Here is a 12,433-nt window from a genome sequence, read left to right on the forward strand (position 1 = left end):
AGGGTCCCTAGCCTTCCAACCAGTTCAAGGGCTCAGGGCGCGTGCGGATTCTGCTGGTGGGGTGCAGTGGTTTTGTCGGCCGGGCTTTGGTGCCCCTGCTGCTGGAGGGCGGTCATCAGTTGGTGCTGCTCAGCCGCTCCAGCACCCCGTTGGCCACGGTGCAGTCTCCTCAACTCCAGCGGCTTCAGGCAGACCCCGCTGTGGCTGCCACCTGGCAAGTCCCTGCGGTTCAGGAGGCCCTGGCCTCCAGCGAGGCGGTGATCAACCTGGCCGGTGAGCCCATCGCTGAGAAGCGTTGGAGCGATGCCCATCGTCAACTGCTCAGCAGCAGCCGCATCAACACCACCCGCGCTCTGGTGGCCGCCATGCAGGCACTTCCGGAAGCCCAGCGCCCCAAGACGTTGATCAGCGGCTCGGCCATTGGCTACTACGGCACCAGCAGCTCAGAGCGCTTCAGCGAAGCCAGTGGCGCTGGCGGTGATTTCCTTGCCGGTCTCTGTCAGGCCTGGGAGCAGGAGGCCCAGACGGCCTCGGCTTTCGCTCGGGTGGTCATTCTGCGGATCGGGATTGTCCTGGGTCCCGACGGCGGAGCCCTGGGCAAGATGCTGCCGGTCTTCCGGATGGGCTTCGGTGGCCCGATTGGGAATGGCCAGCAGTGGATGAGCTGGATTACCCGCCACGACCTCTGCCGCCTGATTGCCGAGGCCCTCGCCAACCCGGCCTACCAGGGCACCTACAACGCGGTGGCCCCGGCCCCCTGCAGCATGGCCACGTTTGCGTCGGCCCTCGGTCAGGTTCTGGGGCGCCCCAGCCTGTTGCCGGTTCCCGCACCCATCCTTCAGATTCTGCTCGGCGATGGCGCCAAGGTGGTCTTGGAAGGCCAGCAGGTCCTGCCGGAGCGCCTGCAGCAGCAGGGCTTCGTCTTTGAAGACCCGGAGCTCAGCGCTGCTCTCGCCCGCGCCACCACTTGAGCGCCCACCCCAGTATTCCGCTGAGTATCGCTGCTCCCATCAGCAGGCCGATGGCCGGAGTGAAGAGCGGCTCCCAGAGGCTCTGAAAGAGGTTCAAGGGAGCCTCAATGCCCCGGCTGTGGCAGAGCACGGCCACGCCAAACCAGATGGCTCCGGCGATGACCACGAAGACGTCGGCCACCAGCACGGCATCCAGGTAGCCCTTGAGGCGTTGGCCGGTGCTGGGTGGGTTCGCTTCAGCCATGGCGCTGCGCCAGACGCTCCAACAAATCAGAGCTCATCTTGGCGCCGCCGCCGCCGCTGCCGATCCGCTCTTCCCCAAGCTGCTCCAGTTCCTCATGCCAGCGCCGATCCACCAGGAGCCGGTTGAGGAGTTGCTCCAGCAGCTCCGCGCTGCCCCGCAGCTGCTCCTCACTACCTGCACTCCCCGGGGCACAGAACAAGCCAGGTCCCAGCAGACGTCGCTGCGCTTCAGCGAAGTTGTCGGTGAACTGTGGGCCCTCTCCGACGAGCTGCAACACCGGTTTGCCCAGTCCCACGCACTGCTCGGCCGCGGTGCCGGTCATCGAGAGCAGCAGGTCGCACTGTTGGATGACGGCGGCGAAGCGCCCCCACTCCAGCTGCAGGTGCAGGGGGCCGCGCTGCAGGCTGCAGCGGCTGCTGCTCTCGAGCTCCAGACGCCAGCCCAGCCGGCTGGCTAGGGGCGCAACTTCCTGGGGCGTCAGTTTTCCCACCAGGGCCGCATGCAGTCCCAGCCGTTGAGGAGGACGCAGGGCTTCGGGCAAGCGCTCCAGCACCCGCAACATGAGCTCCAGGTTGTGCAGGGCCTCCGGCAGTCGGCTGCCGGGGAGGAGACCGAGGCGTTGGCGCGGGGCTCCCGCCAGTTGATCGCTGTTGCCTACGGCCCCGTCGAAGAAGGGGTTTCCAAAAAACTGAACGGGCCGCTGCAGCTGCTCGCTGAGGTCACTGGCGGTGAGTTGATCGCGGCTGTAGATGGCCAGAGATCGGTTCGATTTCAGGCAGCCACCGCAGGGCCAGGGCAGCTGCAGGCGTCCTTCGTAGTGGCTGGAGTAGGCCACCAGGTAGGTGGCCATCGGCCTGCGGCTCAACCAGGCCGCCACCACTGGGATGACATCGCCCACCACGAGGATCAGGTCGTAGCGATGGCCGATTCGCAGCAAGAGCAGCAGCCGGCTGAGCAGGTAGAGCACCTGGCCCTGCACGACCTCGGTGATCCGTCCGATCAGGCTGGTGTAGCCCAGGCCGCCGGTGCTGTACTCGCGGGTCTTGCCCCGTGTGGTGATTCCGGCCTGCTCATAGGCCTGGCCGTGCCCCACCAAGGGCAGAGCCTCAACGCTGCAGCCCTGCTGCTGGAGCGCCGTTCCGATCAGGGAGCCGCTGAGGTCTTCGCCGTGGCCGTTGCTCAGCAGCAGGATGCGCCGCTGGCCGTGCTGCGCCATCAACCGTGCAGCCAAGCTTTGACCTTTTGCAGGGCCTGCCAGTCGGGGCGTCGTGCGAGCCCGTCAGCGATGGAGGAGTCCAGTTCTTCGCCGATCTCAGGCGCCATCACGCGCACGCGCTGCACCAGCTCGATGTGCTCCCGCACGCCTTTGACGTTGTTCTCGAGCATCGCCAGGCTCAGGTTGATCCGGGCCTGGGGGTCCTGGGGGTTGAGCTTGACGGCCATCCGCGCTGAGCGCAGGGCCGTCTGTGCCTGGTTGTCCAGCAGTTGTAGCCAGGCCAGACAGGTCCAGCCGGCTGAAAGCCGGGGATCCTGTTGGGTGATCTGCAGGAAGCTGGCAATCACCTCAGACAGCGGAGCACCCTCGTTGTAGCTCTTCAGGGCCTGCTCAAATTGTGAGGGCGCGTCAGTGGCGGTCATGGCGGAGGGCGTGCCGTTTCGTCAGCTCAGATTCGCACCCGAGGGGGATCAGACGGCGAAGGAGCTGCCGCAGCCGCAGGTTTGGGTGGCGTTGGGGTTCGTGAAGTTGAAACCGCCGCCGATCAGGGCCGAAGAGAAGTCCAGCTGCATCCCGTAGATGTAGAGCAGGCTCTTGGGGTCGCTCACCACGGTGAAGCTGGGGGCGCCGCTGGGCTCGTAGATGTAGCGCTCATCGTCCTCGCGGATCTCGCTGCCATCGATGAAGTCCATCGTGTAGCTCATGCCGCTGCAGCCGCCGGAGCGCACACCCACCCGCAGGACCTTTCCCTCCCCTTGGGCCGGCAGCAGGGTGGCCAGCTGCTTCATGGCCGGCTCGGTGATCTGGATCCCCTTGCCGTCCCTGCCGGTGTGGGTCGCGACTGGAGTGACGGTCTCGCTGGTCATCGGGGCCATGGCCTGTATCCCCACTGTATGGAGACCCTTCGCCCCCTGCCGTGTCGCCCTTCTCCATAGAGTCACCCCATTCGCGGGAGAACAAGGGTGCGGGTCGCCATCGTGGGTGCGGGTCTGGCCGGATTGGCGGCGGCTGTGGATCTGGTGGATGCCGGCCACCAAGTCGACCTCTATGAAGCGCGCCCTTTTATGGGCGGCAAGGTCGGTAGCTGGGTGGATGACAGCGGGAACCACATCGAGATGGGCCTGCACGTCTTTTTCTTCAACTACGCCAATCTCTTCGCCCTGCTTCGCAAGGTCGGAGCGATCGACAACCTTCTCCCTAAAGATCACACCCACTTGTTTGTGAATGCGGGTGGGGATCTGCGGGAGCTGGATTTCCGCTTTGCCCTGGGCGCTCCCTTCAATGGCCTGAAGGCCTTTTTCACCACGCCGCAGCTCGATTGGCTCGACAAGCTGCGCAATGCCCTGGCCCTGGGCACCAGTCCGATCGTGCGTGGCTTGGTGGATTACGAGGGGGCGATGAAGGTGATCCGCGATCTCGATCGCATCAGCTTCCAAGAGTGGTTCCTGGGCCACGGCGGCAGCGAGCAGAGCATCCGCCGCATGTGGAACCCGATTGCCTATGCCCTCGGTTTCATTGATTGCGAGGCGATCTCAGCCCGCTGCATGCTGACCATCTTCATGATGTTCGCGTCGAAAACTGAGGCCTCCAAGCTCAACCTGCTGAAGGGCTCACCTCACCGCTGGCTCACAGGACCGATCCTGGAGTACATCCAAGAGCGCGGGGCAAAGCTCCATCTGCGTCATCGGGTGACTGAGGTCCAGTTCGACGAGGTGGCTGATGAAACCCGCGTGACGGGGCTGACCCTCGGGACCCCCGATGGGGATCTGAACGTGGAGGCTGATGTCTATCTGGCGGCCTGTGATGTTCCAGGGATCCAGCGGATGGTGCCTGAGGCCTGGCGCCGCTGGCCCCTGTTCGACAACCTCTACAAGCTGGAGGCGGTGCCCGTGGCCACGGTTCAACTCCGCTACGACGGTTGGGTGACGGAGCTGAGCGACTCCCCCATGGCTGAGGCTGCCCGCCGCGATGTGACCCGCCCCACCGGTCTTGACAACCTGCTCTACACCGCTGATGCGGACTTCAGCTGTTTCGCCGACCTAGCCCTGGCCAGTCCGGTGGATTACCGCAAAGAGGGTGTGGGCTCGCTGCTGCAGTGCGTTCTCACCCCTGGCGATCCCTGGATCCCCAAAAAAACCGAGGAGATCGTCGCTGCCACCGATGCCCAGGTGCGTCGTCTGTTTCCCTCGGCCAAGAACCTGAATTTGGTCTGGAGCAACGTCGTCAAGTTGGCCCAGTCCCTTTACCGCGAGGCCCCTGGGATGGAGCCCTATCGCCCCGATCAGGCAACGCCGGTCACCAACTTCTTCATGGCCGGTAGCTACACCAAGCAGGACTACATCGATTCGATGGAAGGCGCCACCATGAGTGGGCGTCTAGCTGCTGCCGCGATCCTGGGTCGTAAGGCTGAGCTGGCTACCAATGCATCCGTTGCCTAGAGACCATGGGCCGTTGGCTTGAACACAGCGTCACCACTGAGGTGAAGGCCCCTGCTGATCGGGTCTGGGCCGTCTGGAGTGATCTCGAGGCGATGCCCCGCTGGATGAACTGGATTGAGTCCGTCACCACAGAAGCCGGTGATCCCGATCTGACGGACTGGACCCTGGCGGCCCAGGGTTTCCGCTTCCACTGGAAGGCGCGTATCACCGAGCGCGTGGAGGCCCAGCAGCTCCATTGGGAATCGGTGGGGGGACTGCCGACCAAAGGGGCCGTCCGCTTCTATCCCCAGGGCGCCGGGAACACGGCGGTGAAGCTGAGCGTGAGCTACGAGCTGCCGGGGGTGTTGGCGCCGCTGATGGATGCCTCCATCCTGGGGGGGATCGTGACCAAGGAGCTCCAGGCCAACCTGGATCGCTTCCGCGATCTCGTCCAGAGCGGTTATGGCCAAGAGGCGAGCTGACAATCCGATTTGGGCTCTGCCTGTTCTGCTGGTCTTGGCGGCTTGCGGGACAGACCAGACGAGTAGCACCACTCCCTTGGCGGCTGCAGCCCTACCGCCATCTGGGGCCCGGGAACCCGCCCCGCTCAGCCCATCACCGGGCTTCATTGCCATGCCGAGCCCGCAGCAGGTGGTTCAGGCCCAACCCCATGGCCGGGTCGATCCCTTTGCACCGGTGGCGACGGCAGTAGCGGACGCCAAAGACGACAGCAATGCCTCCGAGCTGCAGCTCACCGGTTTGATCGGTAGTGGCCGCAGTGCCCAGGCCTTGATCTCCCTGGGCGGTCAGAGCGGAGCGGTGTGCATCGGCCCTCAGGGCCTCTGCCCGGGGTCCGGCCTCCCGGCTCTTCTGCCCCCGGGCTGGACCGTGACCGGCATTGATCTGGGGCGGGGCGAGCTGCGCTTGAACCAGGGTGGTCAGCAGCGCGTGCTCAGTCTTTAAGGCTCAGCGCACAGGCGGCCACAAGCCCGTCGAGGTCATGGGGGTCGGCCTCACCATCCACCCGGCCCAGCACAGCCCGAAGGGTTTTTGAGGTTTGCGGTCCGATGGAGATCAGGCGCACCCGCTCCAGTAACTCTCGCCAGCTGGCGCCGAACTGCTGCTCCAGCAGTTGGGCCGTGTGTTGCACGGTCTTGCCGCTGCTGAAGGTGATCGCATCCACCTGCCCAGCGGCCAGGGCTGAGGCGGTGGCCTCTGGCAGGGTTTCGGGGCAGCGGGATTCGTAGGCCGCCACTTCCACTACCCGGGCTCCGGCCTCGCCAAAGGCTTCAGCCAGCAGGGTGCGTCCACCGCTTTGTACCCGCGGCAGCAGCAGCCGCAGGCCCCAGCCCGAAACGGGGAAATGCTCAATCAGGCTGTCGGCCACGAAGGCCGGGGGCACGAAATCGGCGGCGGCGCCGAGTTCCTCGAGGCGGGCTGCTGTTTTGCGGCCCACCGCCGCGATCTTCAGGCTGCTGGGCCGCTGGGCCAGGTTGCTGCCCTGGCGCCTGAGCCGCTGCTCCACTGCATCGACCCCGTTGCTGCTGGAGACGATCAACCAGTGAAACTCCTCGAGCTCTGCCAGGGCGTCATCCAGCGGCCCCCATTCATCGGGAGGACCAATCACCAGGGCAGGCAGATCGAGGACATGGGCGCCGGCTTGCTCAAACAGTTGGCGTGAGGCCCCGAGTTGCTGTTCCGCCCGGGTCACCGCGATGGTGCGCCCTTGCAGTTCCATCCCTCAGCCCTCGAGCTTGACCAGTTCTCCGGCCTGCTTGTGCAGGCGTTGGGCCTCCTGGGTGCGGCCTTGGTCGATGAGCAGCTGGATCGCCTCCCGGAAGCTGCCGCGCGATCCATCGATGTCGCCGCCCAACAGCAGCGCGACGGCGAGGTTTTGGTGGGTTTCGGCGTGGCCGGGGTTGACGCGTTTGGCTTCGCGGTAGGCCTCCAGGGCTCCGGCGAGATTGCCCTGCTTGCGGCGGATCAGACCGAGGTTGTACCAGCCCAGACCGATCTCAGGGGCGACGCGGGTGGCCCGGGCGCTCAAGCTTTCTGCTTCCTCCAGTTGGCCCAGCTGCAGCAGCAGCGCCGCCAGGTTGAGTTGGGCCGCCAGGTTCAGTCGCGGGGCCAGTGGAATCGCCAGGGCTTGGCGGTAGTACTGCTCGGCTTGCTGGGGGTCCCGGCCGGCCTCCGCCAGGGCCAGGTGCAGGAGCAGCTCGTAGCGCTCGGGGTGAGCCCCGCCGGGGCAGTTCTTCAGCCCCTGTTGCAGCAGCTCCAGCCCCCGCTCCAGGTTCCCTTCGGCCACCTCCAGGCTTCCCAGCTTCGCGCAGGCATAGGGGTCGCCTGGGCGGGCTTGCAGCTCCTCCTCCATCGCTTGACGAAGCCGCTCGGGCTTATTGCCTTGGGCCAAGAGCTCGGGCCGGTAGCCGTCGTGATCGATGGCGGGTTCGGAACAGTCAGCGACGCGCCACTTCGGCTCGTCCTTCAGCAACGCTGCGACGCTGTCGTCAATCATCGAGTGGTAGGTGCGGCTCCACTGGATGCGCGGATGGCGCCTGAACAGGCGACTGACGTTGGAGTAGGGCGATTGGATCGCGCCGCGCTCATGGCGCAGCAGGTTGATGACCAGGACGTCCGGTTGGGCCATCAGCGCCCGCAGCGGTTTCCAGGCCTCCGGCTTGAGACGTTCATCGGCATCGAGCACCAGCACCCAGTCCCCTTGCACGCTCTCGAGGGCCTGGTTGCGGGCGGGAGCGAAGTCCCCCGGCCATTCGATCTGCTCGACCCGGGCGCCGGCGGCCTGGGCTAGGGCGACGGTGTTGTCCTTGGAGCCGGTGTCGACGACCACCATCTCGTCGACAAAGCCTTGAACGGACTGCAGGCAGTCCTCGATCTGCCCGGCTTCATCCCGAACGATCATCGAGAGGCTGAGCATGGTGGGTGCCGGCGGCCGCAGAAGACGGCCCGAGGCTAGTGGCAGCAGCCCGCTTAGTCGGTAAAGCCGCCCTCCAGCGCAGCCTCTGGCAACCCCAGCGCCTGCAGCACCAGCGCTTGTGCCTGGGGCATCTGGGCTGGGCTGTAGGCCGCTGGCAGCTCCGGCGGGAGCAGGGGTTGCAGGGCTTGCCAGAGGTAGGGGCTTCCGTAGACCGCGAGGCCAGCCAGGCGCTGCGAAGCCAGCAGTTGCCGCACCACCTGGGGCCAGGGTTCATCGCCCCCAGCGCTGCCCCGGAAGGGATTGCCCCGAACCAACAGCTGTAGCAGGACCGGACCATCCGGGAGGCGATCCAAGGCGAGGGGCGCTTTCGGGTCCTGGCCCCAGGGGCTGGGGCTGCGGGCATCGATGAGCCGCGCCTCGTAGCCCAGGGCGGAGGGCCGCAGTAGGGCTGGGGCCACCAGCGGCAGCTGCGGCGCATTGAGTTGGTTGTCGAGCCTGATCAGGTTCAACCCCGGTCCGGGGGGCAGACCTTGGCCGCCGTGCAGCACCAGGCTGAGCGTGAGCAGTTCGCCGCTGAGTTGCCGCTCGCTTGGGGTCACCAGTTCATCGAGAGCCGTTTCTCGCGATTCAGCGCATTGGGCTAGGGCGCTCCGTCGTCTCTCCAGGCTGGCGTCCAGCCGCTGCTCGCTGATGCGACCGCTCTGAACAGCCTCCACCAGGCCATCAAGTGCTTCACGGGCATCGGCTGGCATCAGGATCAAATCAGCCCCGGCTTCAAAGGCCAGTACGGCGGCCTCAGCGCTGCCGTGGTGCTGGCTGATGGCCTCCATCACGAGGGCGTCGGTCACGACCAGGCCGCAGAACTGCAGTTCCTGGCGCAGTAGTTGGGTCAAGACCGCCCCAGACAGGGTGGCGGGCTGCTTGGGGTCCAGGGCCGGAAGACGGAGGTGGGCGGTCATCACCGAGGTCACACCGGCAGCAATCGCCTGCTGAAACGGCGGCAGCTCGATTGCTCCCAGACGCCCCAGGTCGTGGGGCAGCTCTGGCAATTCCAGATGCGAATCGCAGCTGGTGTCGCCATGGCCCGGGAAGTGCTTGGCGCAGGCCAGCACCCCTTCGCCCTGGCAGCCCCGCACAAAAGCTGCCGCCAGGGCTCCGGCTGTGGCTGGCGTCTCCCCCCAGGCCCGCACGTTGATGACTGGATTGGCCGGGTTGTTATTGACGTCGCAGACCGGCCCGAGAACCCAGTTCAGCCCCAGCAGTCGCGCCTGGCGGCCGGTGCAGCGCCCGTAGCGCTCGGCCAGGGCCTCGGCCTGCTCGGGATCGCTCTGATGGAGGGCGCCCAATGCGAGCGGAGGCGCTAGCCAGCTGGCCCCTTCAAAGCGTTGCCCGACCCCCTCTTCCACATCGGCGCAGAGCAGCAGGGGCTGGCCAGCCCAGCGTTGGAGTTGGTCGCAGCGCAGGCGGAGTTCTTCGGCACTTCCCCCCAGCAGGATCACCCCGCCAACGCCCTCATCGAGGAGCTCGCGCAAGTCCGCGTTGCTCAGCTCCCAGCGGGGGTAGCGGCGCTGATGGTCCCGGGCATGGCCGCTGCCACGCACCACCAGCAGGCTGGCGAGCTTCCGCCGGAGCTCAGAAGCCTCCATCCTCCTGTTCGCCGGTGCCTTCAGGAACCTCACCACGCTCTTGCCGCTGCTCTTCGAGCTGGTTGAGCAGGCCCAAAACAGAGGTCCCCTTCTCGATGCCGCGATCCAGTTGGAAGATCACCTCCGGGGTTCGGCGCATGTTCAGGCGGCGACTGAGCTCACCTTTGACGTAGTTGGACGCCGAGCGCAGGCCCTCGAGGGCTTGCTGTTGCACCTCGGGGCTTCCGTACACGCTGACGAAGATCTTGCAGTGCTGGAGATCGCCGGCCACATCGACATTGGTAACGCTCACCATCCCCAAGCTGACCCGCTCGTCCTTGATCCCAGTGACCAGCAGTTCGCTGACCTCTCGCCGGATCAGAGCGGCCACGCGCTCAACGCGACGACCTTGCGCCATGGCTATGCGATGACCTCTGGGGTCACCATGGCACGCAGGATCAGGGCCAGGCTCAACAGGCCGCTCACCAGGGCTCCGATCAGGGCCACGGCAGTGACAGGGTTGCTGCGGCGCTGGGCCAGGGGTTCAAGGACGGAGTTGGCGACGCCAAGCCCGAACGCGATCAGATAGCGCGGATAGCGCGTGACGTTCAGAAAAAAGTCCCGCATGGGGGCTGGAGCGCTGATCAAACAGTGCTGGCTACTCTGCCGCCAAAGGGCACCCGGTGCCGCGCGATCCGATTCGTTGATGCTGGAGCTCCATCAGTTCCGCCATTCGGCCTTCTGCGAGAAGGTCCGCTTGGTGTTGGCCTTGAAACAACTCAGCTTCACTCCAGTTGAGGTCACCCCTGGCGTGGGTCAGGTGGAGCTCTACCGCCTCTCAGGCCAGCGGCAGGTGCCGGTCCTGGTGGATGGCAGCGAGGTCATCGCCGACTCCACGGCGATCGCCTTGCACTTGGAGCAGAAGCATCCCGATCCCGCGCTCCTGCCCAGTGATCCTGCCCTGCGGGCCCAGGTGTTGCTGCTGGAGGACTGGGCTGATACCGCGTTAGCGGCCGGTGCCCGGATGGCTTTGGTGCAGGCAGCCGTCAGCGATCCAGTACTGCGTGATGGGTTGCTGCCGGAGGCGACTCCCTCTCCGCTGCGCTCCCTGGTGGGCGCCTTGCCCGGCGGGGTGCTGAGCGGAGTCGGTCAAGTTCTGGATCAACAGGTGCTGCAGCAACTGCGCAGCAGCCTTGAGCAGCTGACCGCCTTGGTGCAGGCCCAGCCCTACCTGGTGGGTGATCAACTCACCTTGGCCGACTTGGCCGTGATGGCCCAGCTGTCCTTGATCAAATTCCCGAGCTCTGCGGGCAGTCCCCTGGCGGGGCGTGGGGTGGCCGGCTTGGCCGATGATCCGCGTTTGGAATCCCTCTGGCTCTGGCGGGATCGTCTCGGTCTACAGCTGGGGCGTCCTTAGGACTGCCGCTCGAGCACCAAGATTCCACTCCAGCTCCGCTGGGCGTCAGCCATTAGGCCGTCTGCGGGAGAGCCGTAACTCACCTGCCATTGACGGGCTTCGATGCGATCGGCATCGATGCGGGCATAACGGCTAAGGGTTTCCACTTGGCTGACGCGGGGATCCCCGGGACCATGCAGCACCTGCAGGCTGAGTTCGTCCGCCAGAAATTGATCCTGCGGCCGCTGTTCGCTGCGGCGTCCAACGACGGTGGATTCCAAGTAGCGATCCCCGTTCAGATCAGCCAATTGACGGTTGGGGTTCTGCGGGTCATTGCGGACCCTCTGCAGCTGATCCCCCAGCAGGGCCCGTCCAACCGATTGCGCGTTGAAGGCTCGATCGCCCACGATCCGCCCTGAGCGGTCTTCGACAAAGCGCACCGCGTACTGGATTTCTGGTTCCACGCCACTGAGGTCCTGACTGGTGGCTCTCCATTCCCCCTCAAACCAGCTGGGGTAAATCAGATCCCGCTGTCCCGGCCGCGGCAGCGGCGCCGGCAGGTGCCACTGCGGCCAGCTTCCCAGGCGTTGTTCCAAGGTTGAAGCCGCCACCGCAGGCAGGCTGCCGCTCAGCAGAACCACCAGGGCGAGAAGCAGTGCCAGCAACGGTCGACGGGCAGGCGGCATGGCAATGCGCGTGGCAGGCTGCCTGTGATCCTGCCGCCTGGACGGCCCCATGTCCGATCCCCTGATTCGTGAGCTGGATCACTACGTGGTGTTGGAGCCCGGTGCCCCCCAGCAACTGCTCTCGGCGGCGGACACCCTGGGTTGGTTAGAGCGCCAACTGAGGTCTTTGGATGCCGTTCCCGAGGACCTTTCGACGTTGGCCTCGACGGCGGATCAGGCTCAACGGCTCCTGGAGACGGCCTGTGAGTTGGAGGTGCAGTCCGGGGTGACGGTGCAGTGGTTTGCGATTCGCCTGGAGCCGCCCGGCGCTGCTAGTTGATCGAGGTCCCCACCTCACCGGCGTCGCTGGTGACTTGCAGTTGCCCCAGGGGCGGAGCGGTGCGCTCTTTGATGATCGATGGCAGCGCCTCGAGGATTTGCTGGGCGACCTGCTCGGGTGCGCGGCCGTCCTGAATGATCTGTAGGTCCGCTTGGGCATAGAGCGGCCGGCGTTCGGCCATCAAGGTCGCCAGACGTTCGGCGCGGTCCTCCGCTTCCATCAGCGGCCTGGGGGTGGGATCGGCTTCCAGGCGCTGCAGCAGGAGTTCGTCGGGGGCATCGAGCCAGATCACGACCCCTTGATGCAGCTCTCCCCAGTTGGCCGGTTGGGTGACGACGCCGCCCCCGGTGGCCACCACCAGAGAGTGCCACGAGGCAATTTGGTTGAGCACCGCCGATTCCAGCTCGCGAAAGCCGCTCTCCCCTTCGCTGGCAAAAATCTCGGGAATGGAACGACCGGCCACCTGCTCGAGGCTGGTGTCGGCATCAAGAAAGCGGTAGTTGAGAGCCGCGGCGAGATGCCGGCCAACGCTGCTTTTGCCGCTGCCCATCATTCCCACCAAATAGAGGTTCAATCCCTCCAGTCGCTGCCGCAGCTGGACTCGGGTGTCCTCCATCGGTTCGT

General features: G+C 65.7%; 17 protein-coding genes. 6 read left to right on the top strand and 11 right to left on the bottom strand.

Annotated features, from left to right (window positions below; genetic code table 11):
• Positions 1 to 41: 41 nt before the first annotated feature.
• Positions 42 to 971: a TIGR01777 family oxidoreductase gene (locus ACLM42_RS00575; RefSeq protein ID WP_415399408.1), complete on the top strand. Its 930-nt coding sequence runs from the start codon at positions 42 to 44 to the stop codon at positions 969 to 971.
• Here the strand turns inward: ACLM42_RS00575 and ACLM42_RS00580 are convergent.
• The 4 genes from ACLM42_RS00580 to ACLM42_RS00595 are packed head-to-tail and all read right to left on the bottom strand — an operon-like array spanning position 940 to position 3,297.
• The gene (locus tag ACLM42_RS00580) at positions 940 to 1,215 is read right to left on the bottom strand and encodes a hypothetical protein (RefSeq protein ID WP_247910123.1); all 276 of its coding nucleotides are present in this window, start codon (positions 1,213 to 1,215) and stop codon (positions 940 to 942) included. The genes ACLM42_RS00575 and ACLM42_RS00580 overlap by 32 nt on opposite strands.
• Positions 1,208 to 2,431 carry a lipid-A-disaccharide synthase-related protein gene (locus ACLM42_RS00585; protein WP_415399409.1) on the bottom strand — a complete coding sequence of 408 codons (1,224 nt, stop codon included), beginning with the start codon at positions 2,429 to 2,431 and terminating at the stop codon, positions 1,208 to 1,210. Before ACLM42_RS00585 ends, ACLM42_RS00580 begins: the two co-directional genes overlap by 8 nt.
• Positions 2,431 to 2,853, bottom strand: coding sequence for a hypothetical protein (locus ACLM42_RS00590; RefSeq protein WP_415399410.1), 423 nt, complete (start codon positions 2,851 to 2,853; stop codon positions 2,431 to 2,433). Before ACLM42_RS00590 ends, ACLM42_RS00585 begins: the two co-directional genes overlap by 1 nt.
• Before the next feature lie 48 nt (positions 2,854 to 2,901).
• A complete protein-coding gene (locus ACLM42_RS00595; RefSeq protein ID WP_247910126.1) occupies positions 2,902 to 3,297 on the bottom strand; it encodes a HesB/IscA family protein in 396 nt (131 codons plus the stop codon).
• Positions 3,298 to 3,393: 96 nt separating this feature from the next.
• Here ACLM42_RS00595 and zds point away from each other — a divergent pair, with 96 nt between their 5' ends.
• Genes zds through ACLM42_RS00610 form a run of 3 tightly spaced genes read left to right on the top strand, consistent with a single transcriptional unit; the run spans position 3,394 to position 5,811 of the window.
• Positions 3,394 to 4,869 (top strand): 9,9'-di-cis-zeta-carotene desaturase, encoded by a 1,476-nt coding sequence (gene zds / locus ACLM42_RS00600; protein ID WP_415399411.1) that lies wholly within the window; start codon positions 3,394 to 3,396, stop codon positions 4,867 to 4,869.
• Between the two features lie 5 nt (positions 4,870 to 4,874).
• The gene (locus tag ACLM42_RS00605; protein ID WP_247910128.1) at positions 4,875 to 5,330 is read left to right on the top strand and encodes an SRPBCC family protein; all 456 of its coding nucleotides are present in this window, start codon (positions 4,875 to 4,877) and stop codon (positions 5,328 to 5,330) included.
• Positions 5,311 to 5,811: a hypothetical protein gene (locus tag ACLM42_RS00610; protein ID WP_415399412.1), complete on the top strand. Its 501-nt coding sequence runs from the start codon at positions 5,311 to 5,313 to the stop codon at positions 5,809 to 5,811. The genes ACLM42_RS00605 and ACLM42_RS00610 overlap by 20 nt, the downstream gene beginning before the upstream one ends.
• Here the strand turns inward: ACLM42_RS00610 and ACLM42_RS00615 are convergent.
• Genes ACLM42_RS00615 through ACLM42_RS00635 form a run of 5 tightly spaced genes read right to left on the bottom strand, consistent with a single transcriptional unit; the run spans position 5,801 to position 10,035 of the window.
• Positions 5,801 to 6,586, bottom strand: a complete 786-nt coding sequence (locus ACLM42_RS00615) for a uroporphyrinogen-III synthase (RefSeq protein WP_415399413.1) — start codon at positions 6,584 to 6,586, stop codon at positions 5,801 to 5,803. The genes ACLM42_RS00610 and ACLM42_RS00615 overlap by 11 nt on opposite strands.
• A 3-nt stretch (positions 6,587 to 6,589) precedes the next feature.
• Positions 6,590 to 7,783 (bottom strand): glycosyltransferase, encoded by a 1,194-nt coding sequence (locus tag ACLM42_RS00620; RefSeq protein WP_415399414.1) that lies wholly within the window; start codon positions 7,781 to 7,783, stop codon positions 6,590 to 6,592.
• 53 nt (positions 7,784 to 7,836) lie between these two features.
• Complete coding sequence (locus tag ACLM42_RS00625) at positions 7,837 to 9,429, bottom strand: glycoside hydrolase family 3 N-terminal domain-containing protein (RefSeq protein ID WP_415399415.1); 1,593 nt, start codon at positions 9,427 to 9,429, stop codon at positions 7,837 to 7,839.
• A complete protein-coding gene (gene rbfA, locus ACLM42_RS00630; RefSeq protein ID WP_247910136.1) occupies positions 9,416 to 9,826 on the bottom strand; it encodes a 30S ribosome-binding factor RbfA in 411 nt (136 codons plus the stop codon). The genes ACLM42_RS00625 and rbfA overlap by 14 nt, the downstream gene beginning before the upstream one ends.
• Positions 9,827 to 9,828: 2 nt before the next feature.
• Complete coding sequence (locus tag ACLM42_RS00635; RefSeq protein WP_247910138.1) at positions 9,829 to 10,035, bottom strand: DUF751 family protein; 207 nt, start codon at positions 10,033 to 10,035, stop codon at positions 9,829 to 9,831.
• Positions 10,036 to 10,114: 79 nt separating this feature from the next.
• On the opposite strand from ACLM42_RS00635, the gene ACLM42_RS00640 reads away from it, so the two are divergent.
• Positions 10,115 to 10,825, top strand: a complete 711-nt coding sequence (locus tag ACLM42_RS00640) for a glutathione S-transferase family protein (protein ID WP_247910139.1) — start codon at positions 10,115 to 10,117, stop codon at positions 10,823 to 10,825.
• Here the strand turns inward: ACLM42_RS00640 and ACLM42_RS00645 are convergent.
• Positions 10,822 to 11,490 carry a DUF6816 family protein gene (locus ACLM42_RS00645; RefSeq protein WP_415399416.1) on the bottom strand — a complete coding sequence of 223 codons (669 nt, stop codon included), beginning with the start codon at positions 11,488 to 11,490 and terminating at the stop codon, positions 10,822 to 10,824. The genes ACLM42_RS00640 and ACLM42_RS00645 overlap by 4 nt on opposite strands.
• A gap of 49 nt (positions 11,491 to 11,539) precedes the next feature.
• Between ACLM42_RS00645 and ACLM42_RS00650 the strand changes: the two genes are divergently transcribed.
• Positions 11,540 to 11,809, top strand: a complete 270-nt coding sequence (locus ACLM42_RS00650; RefSeq protein WP_415399417.1) for a chlororespiratory reduction protein 7 — start codon at positions 11,540 to 11,542, stop codon at positions 11,807 to 11,809.
• Here the strand turns inward: ACLM42_RS00650 and ACLM42_RS00655 are convergent.
• Complete coding sequence (locus tag ACLM42_RS00655) at positions 11,802 to 12,425, bottom strand: shikimate kinase (RefSeq protein WP_247910143.1); 624 nt, start codon at positions 12,423 to 12,425, stop codon at positions 11,802 to 11,804. The genes ACLM42_RS00650 and ACLM42_RS00655 overlap by 8 nt on opposite strands.
• Between the last annotated feature and the right edge of the window lie 8 nt (positions 12,426 to 12,433).

The sequence above is a fragment of the Synechococcus sp. W4D4 genome (genome assembly GCF_047716805.1).
Taxonomy (GTDB): Bacteria; Cyanobacteriota; Cyanobacteriia; order PCC-6307; family Cyanobiaceae; genus Vulcanococcus.

Bases quoted from the DNA above. Each gene is read 5' to 3' on its own strand.
- ACLM42_RS00640 (WP_247910139.1), top strand. From the start codon at position 10,115: ATGCTGGAGCTCCATCAGTTCCGCCATTCGGCCTTCTGCGAGAAGGTC.
- ACLM42_RS00585 (WP_415399409.1), bottom strand. From the start codon at position 2,431: ATGGCGCAGCACGGCCAGCGGCGCATCCTGCTGCTGAGCAACGGCCAC.
- ACLM42_RS00620 (WP_415399414.1), bottom strand. From the start codon at position 7,783: ATGCTCAGCCTCTCGATGATCGTTCGGGATGAAGCCGGGCAGATCGAG.
- ACLM42_RS00580 (WP_247910123.1), bottom strand. From the start codon at position 1,215: ATGGCTGAAGCGAACCCACCCAGCACCGGCCAACGCCTCAAGGGCTAC.
- rbfA (WP_247910136.1), bottom strand. From the start codon at position 9,826: ATGGCGCAAGGTCGTCGCGTTGAGCGCGTGGCCGCTCTGATCCGGCGA.
- ACLM42_RS00655 (WP_247910143.1), bottom strand. From the start codon at position 12,425: ATGGAGGACACCCGAGTCCAGCTGCGGCAGCGACTGGAGGGATTGAAC.
- ACLM42_RS00595 (WP_247910126.1), bottom strand. From the start codon at position 3,297: ATGACCAGCGAGACCGTCACTCCAGTCGCGACCCACACCGGCAGGGAC.
- ACLM42_RS00625 (WP_415399415.1), bottom strand. From the start codon at position 9,429: ATGGAGGCTTCTGAGCTCCGGCGGAAGCTCGCCAGCCTGCTGGTGGTG.
- ACLM42_RS00590 (WP_415399410.1), bottom strand. From the start codon at position 2,853: ATGACCGCCACTGACGCGCCCTCACAATTTGAGCAGGCCCTGAAGAGC.
- ACLM42_RS00645 (WP_415399416.1), bottom strand. From the start codon at position 11,490: ATGCCGCCTGCCCGTCGACCGTTGCTGGCACTGCTTCTCGCCCTGGTG.
- ACLM42_RS00615 (WP_415399413.1), bottom strand. From the start codon at position 6,586: ATGGAACTGCAAGGGCGCACCATCGCGGTGACCCGGGCGGAACAGCAA.
- ACLM42_RS00635 (WP_247910138.1), bottom strand. From the start codon at position 10,035: ATGCGGGACTTTTTTCTGAACGTCACGCGCTATCCGCGCTATCTGATC.
- ACLM42_RS00605 (WP_247910128.1), top strand. From the start codon at position 4,875: ATGGGCCGTTGGCTTGAACACAGCGTCACCACTGAGGTGAAGGCCCCT.
- ACLM42_RS00610 (WP_415399412.1), top strand. From the start codon at position 5,311: ATGGCCAAGAGGCGAGCTGACAATCCGATTTGGGCTCTGCCTGTTCTG.
- ACLM42_RS00650 (WP_415399417.1), top strand. From the start codon at position 11,540: ATGTCCGATCCCCTGATTCGTGAGCTGGATCACTACGTGGTGTTGGAG.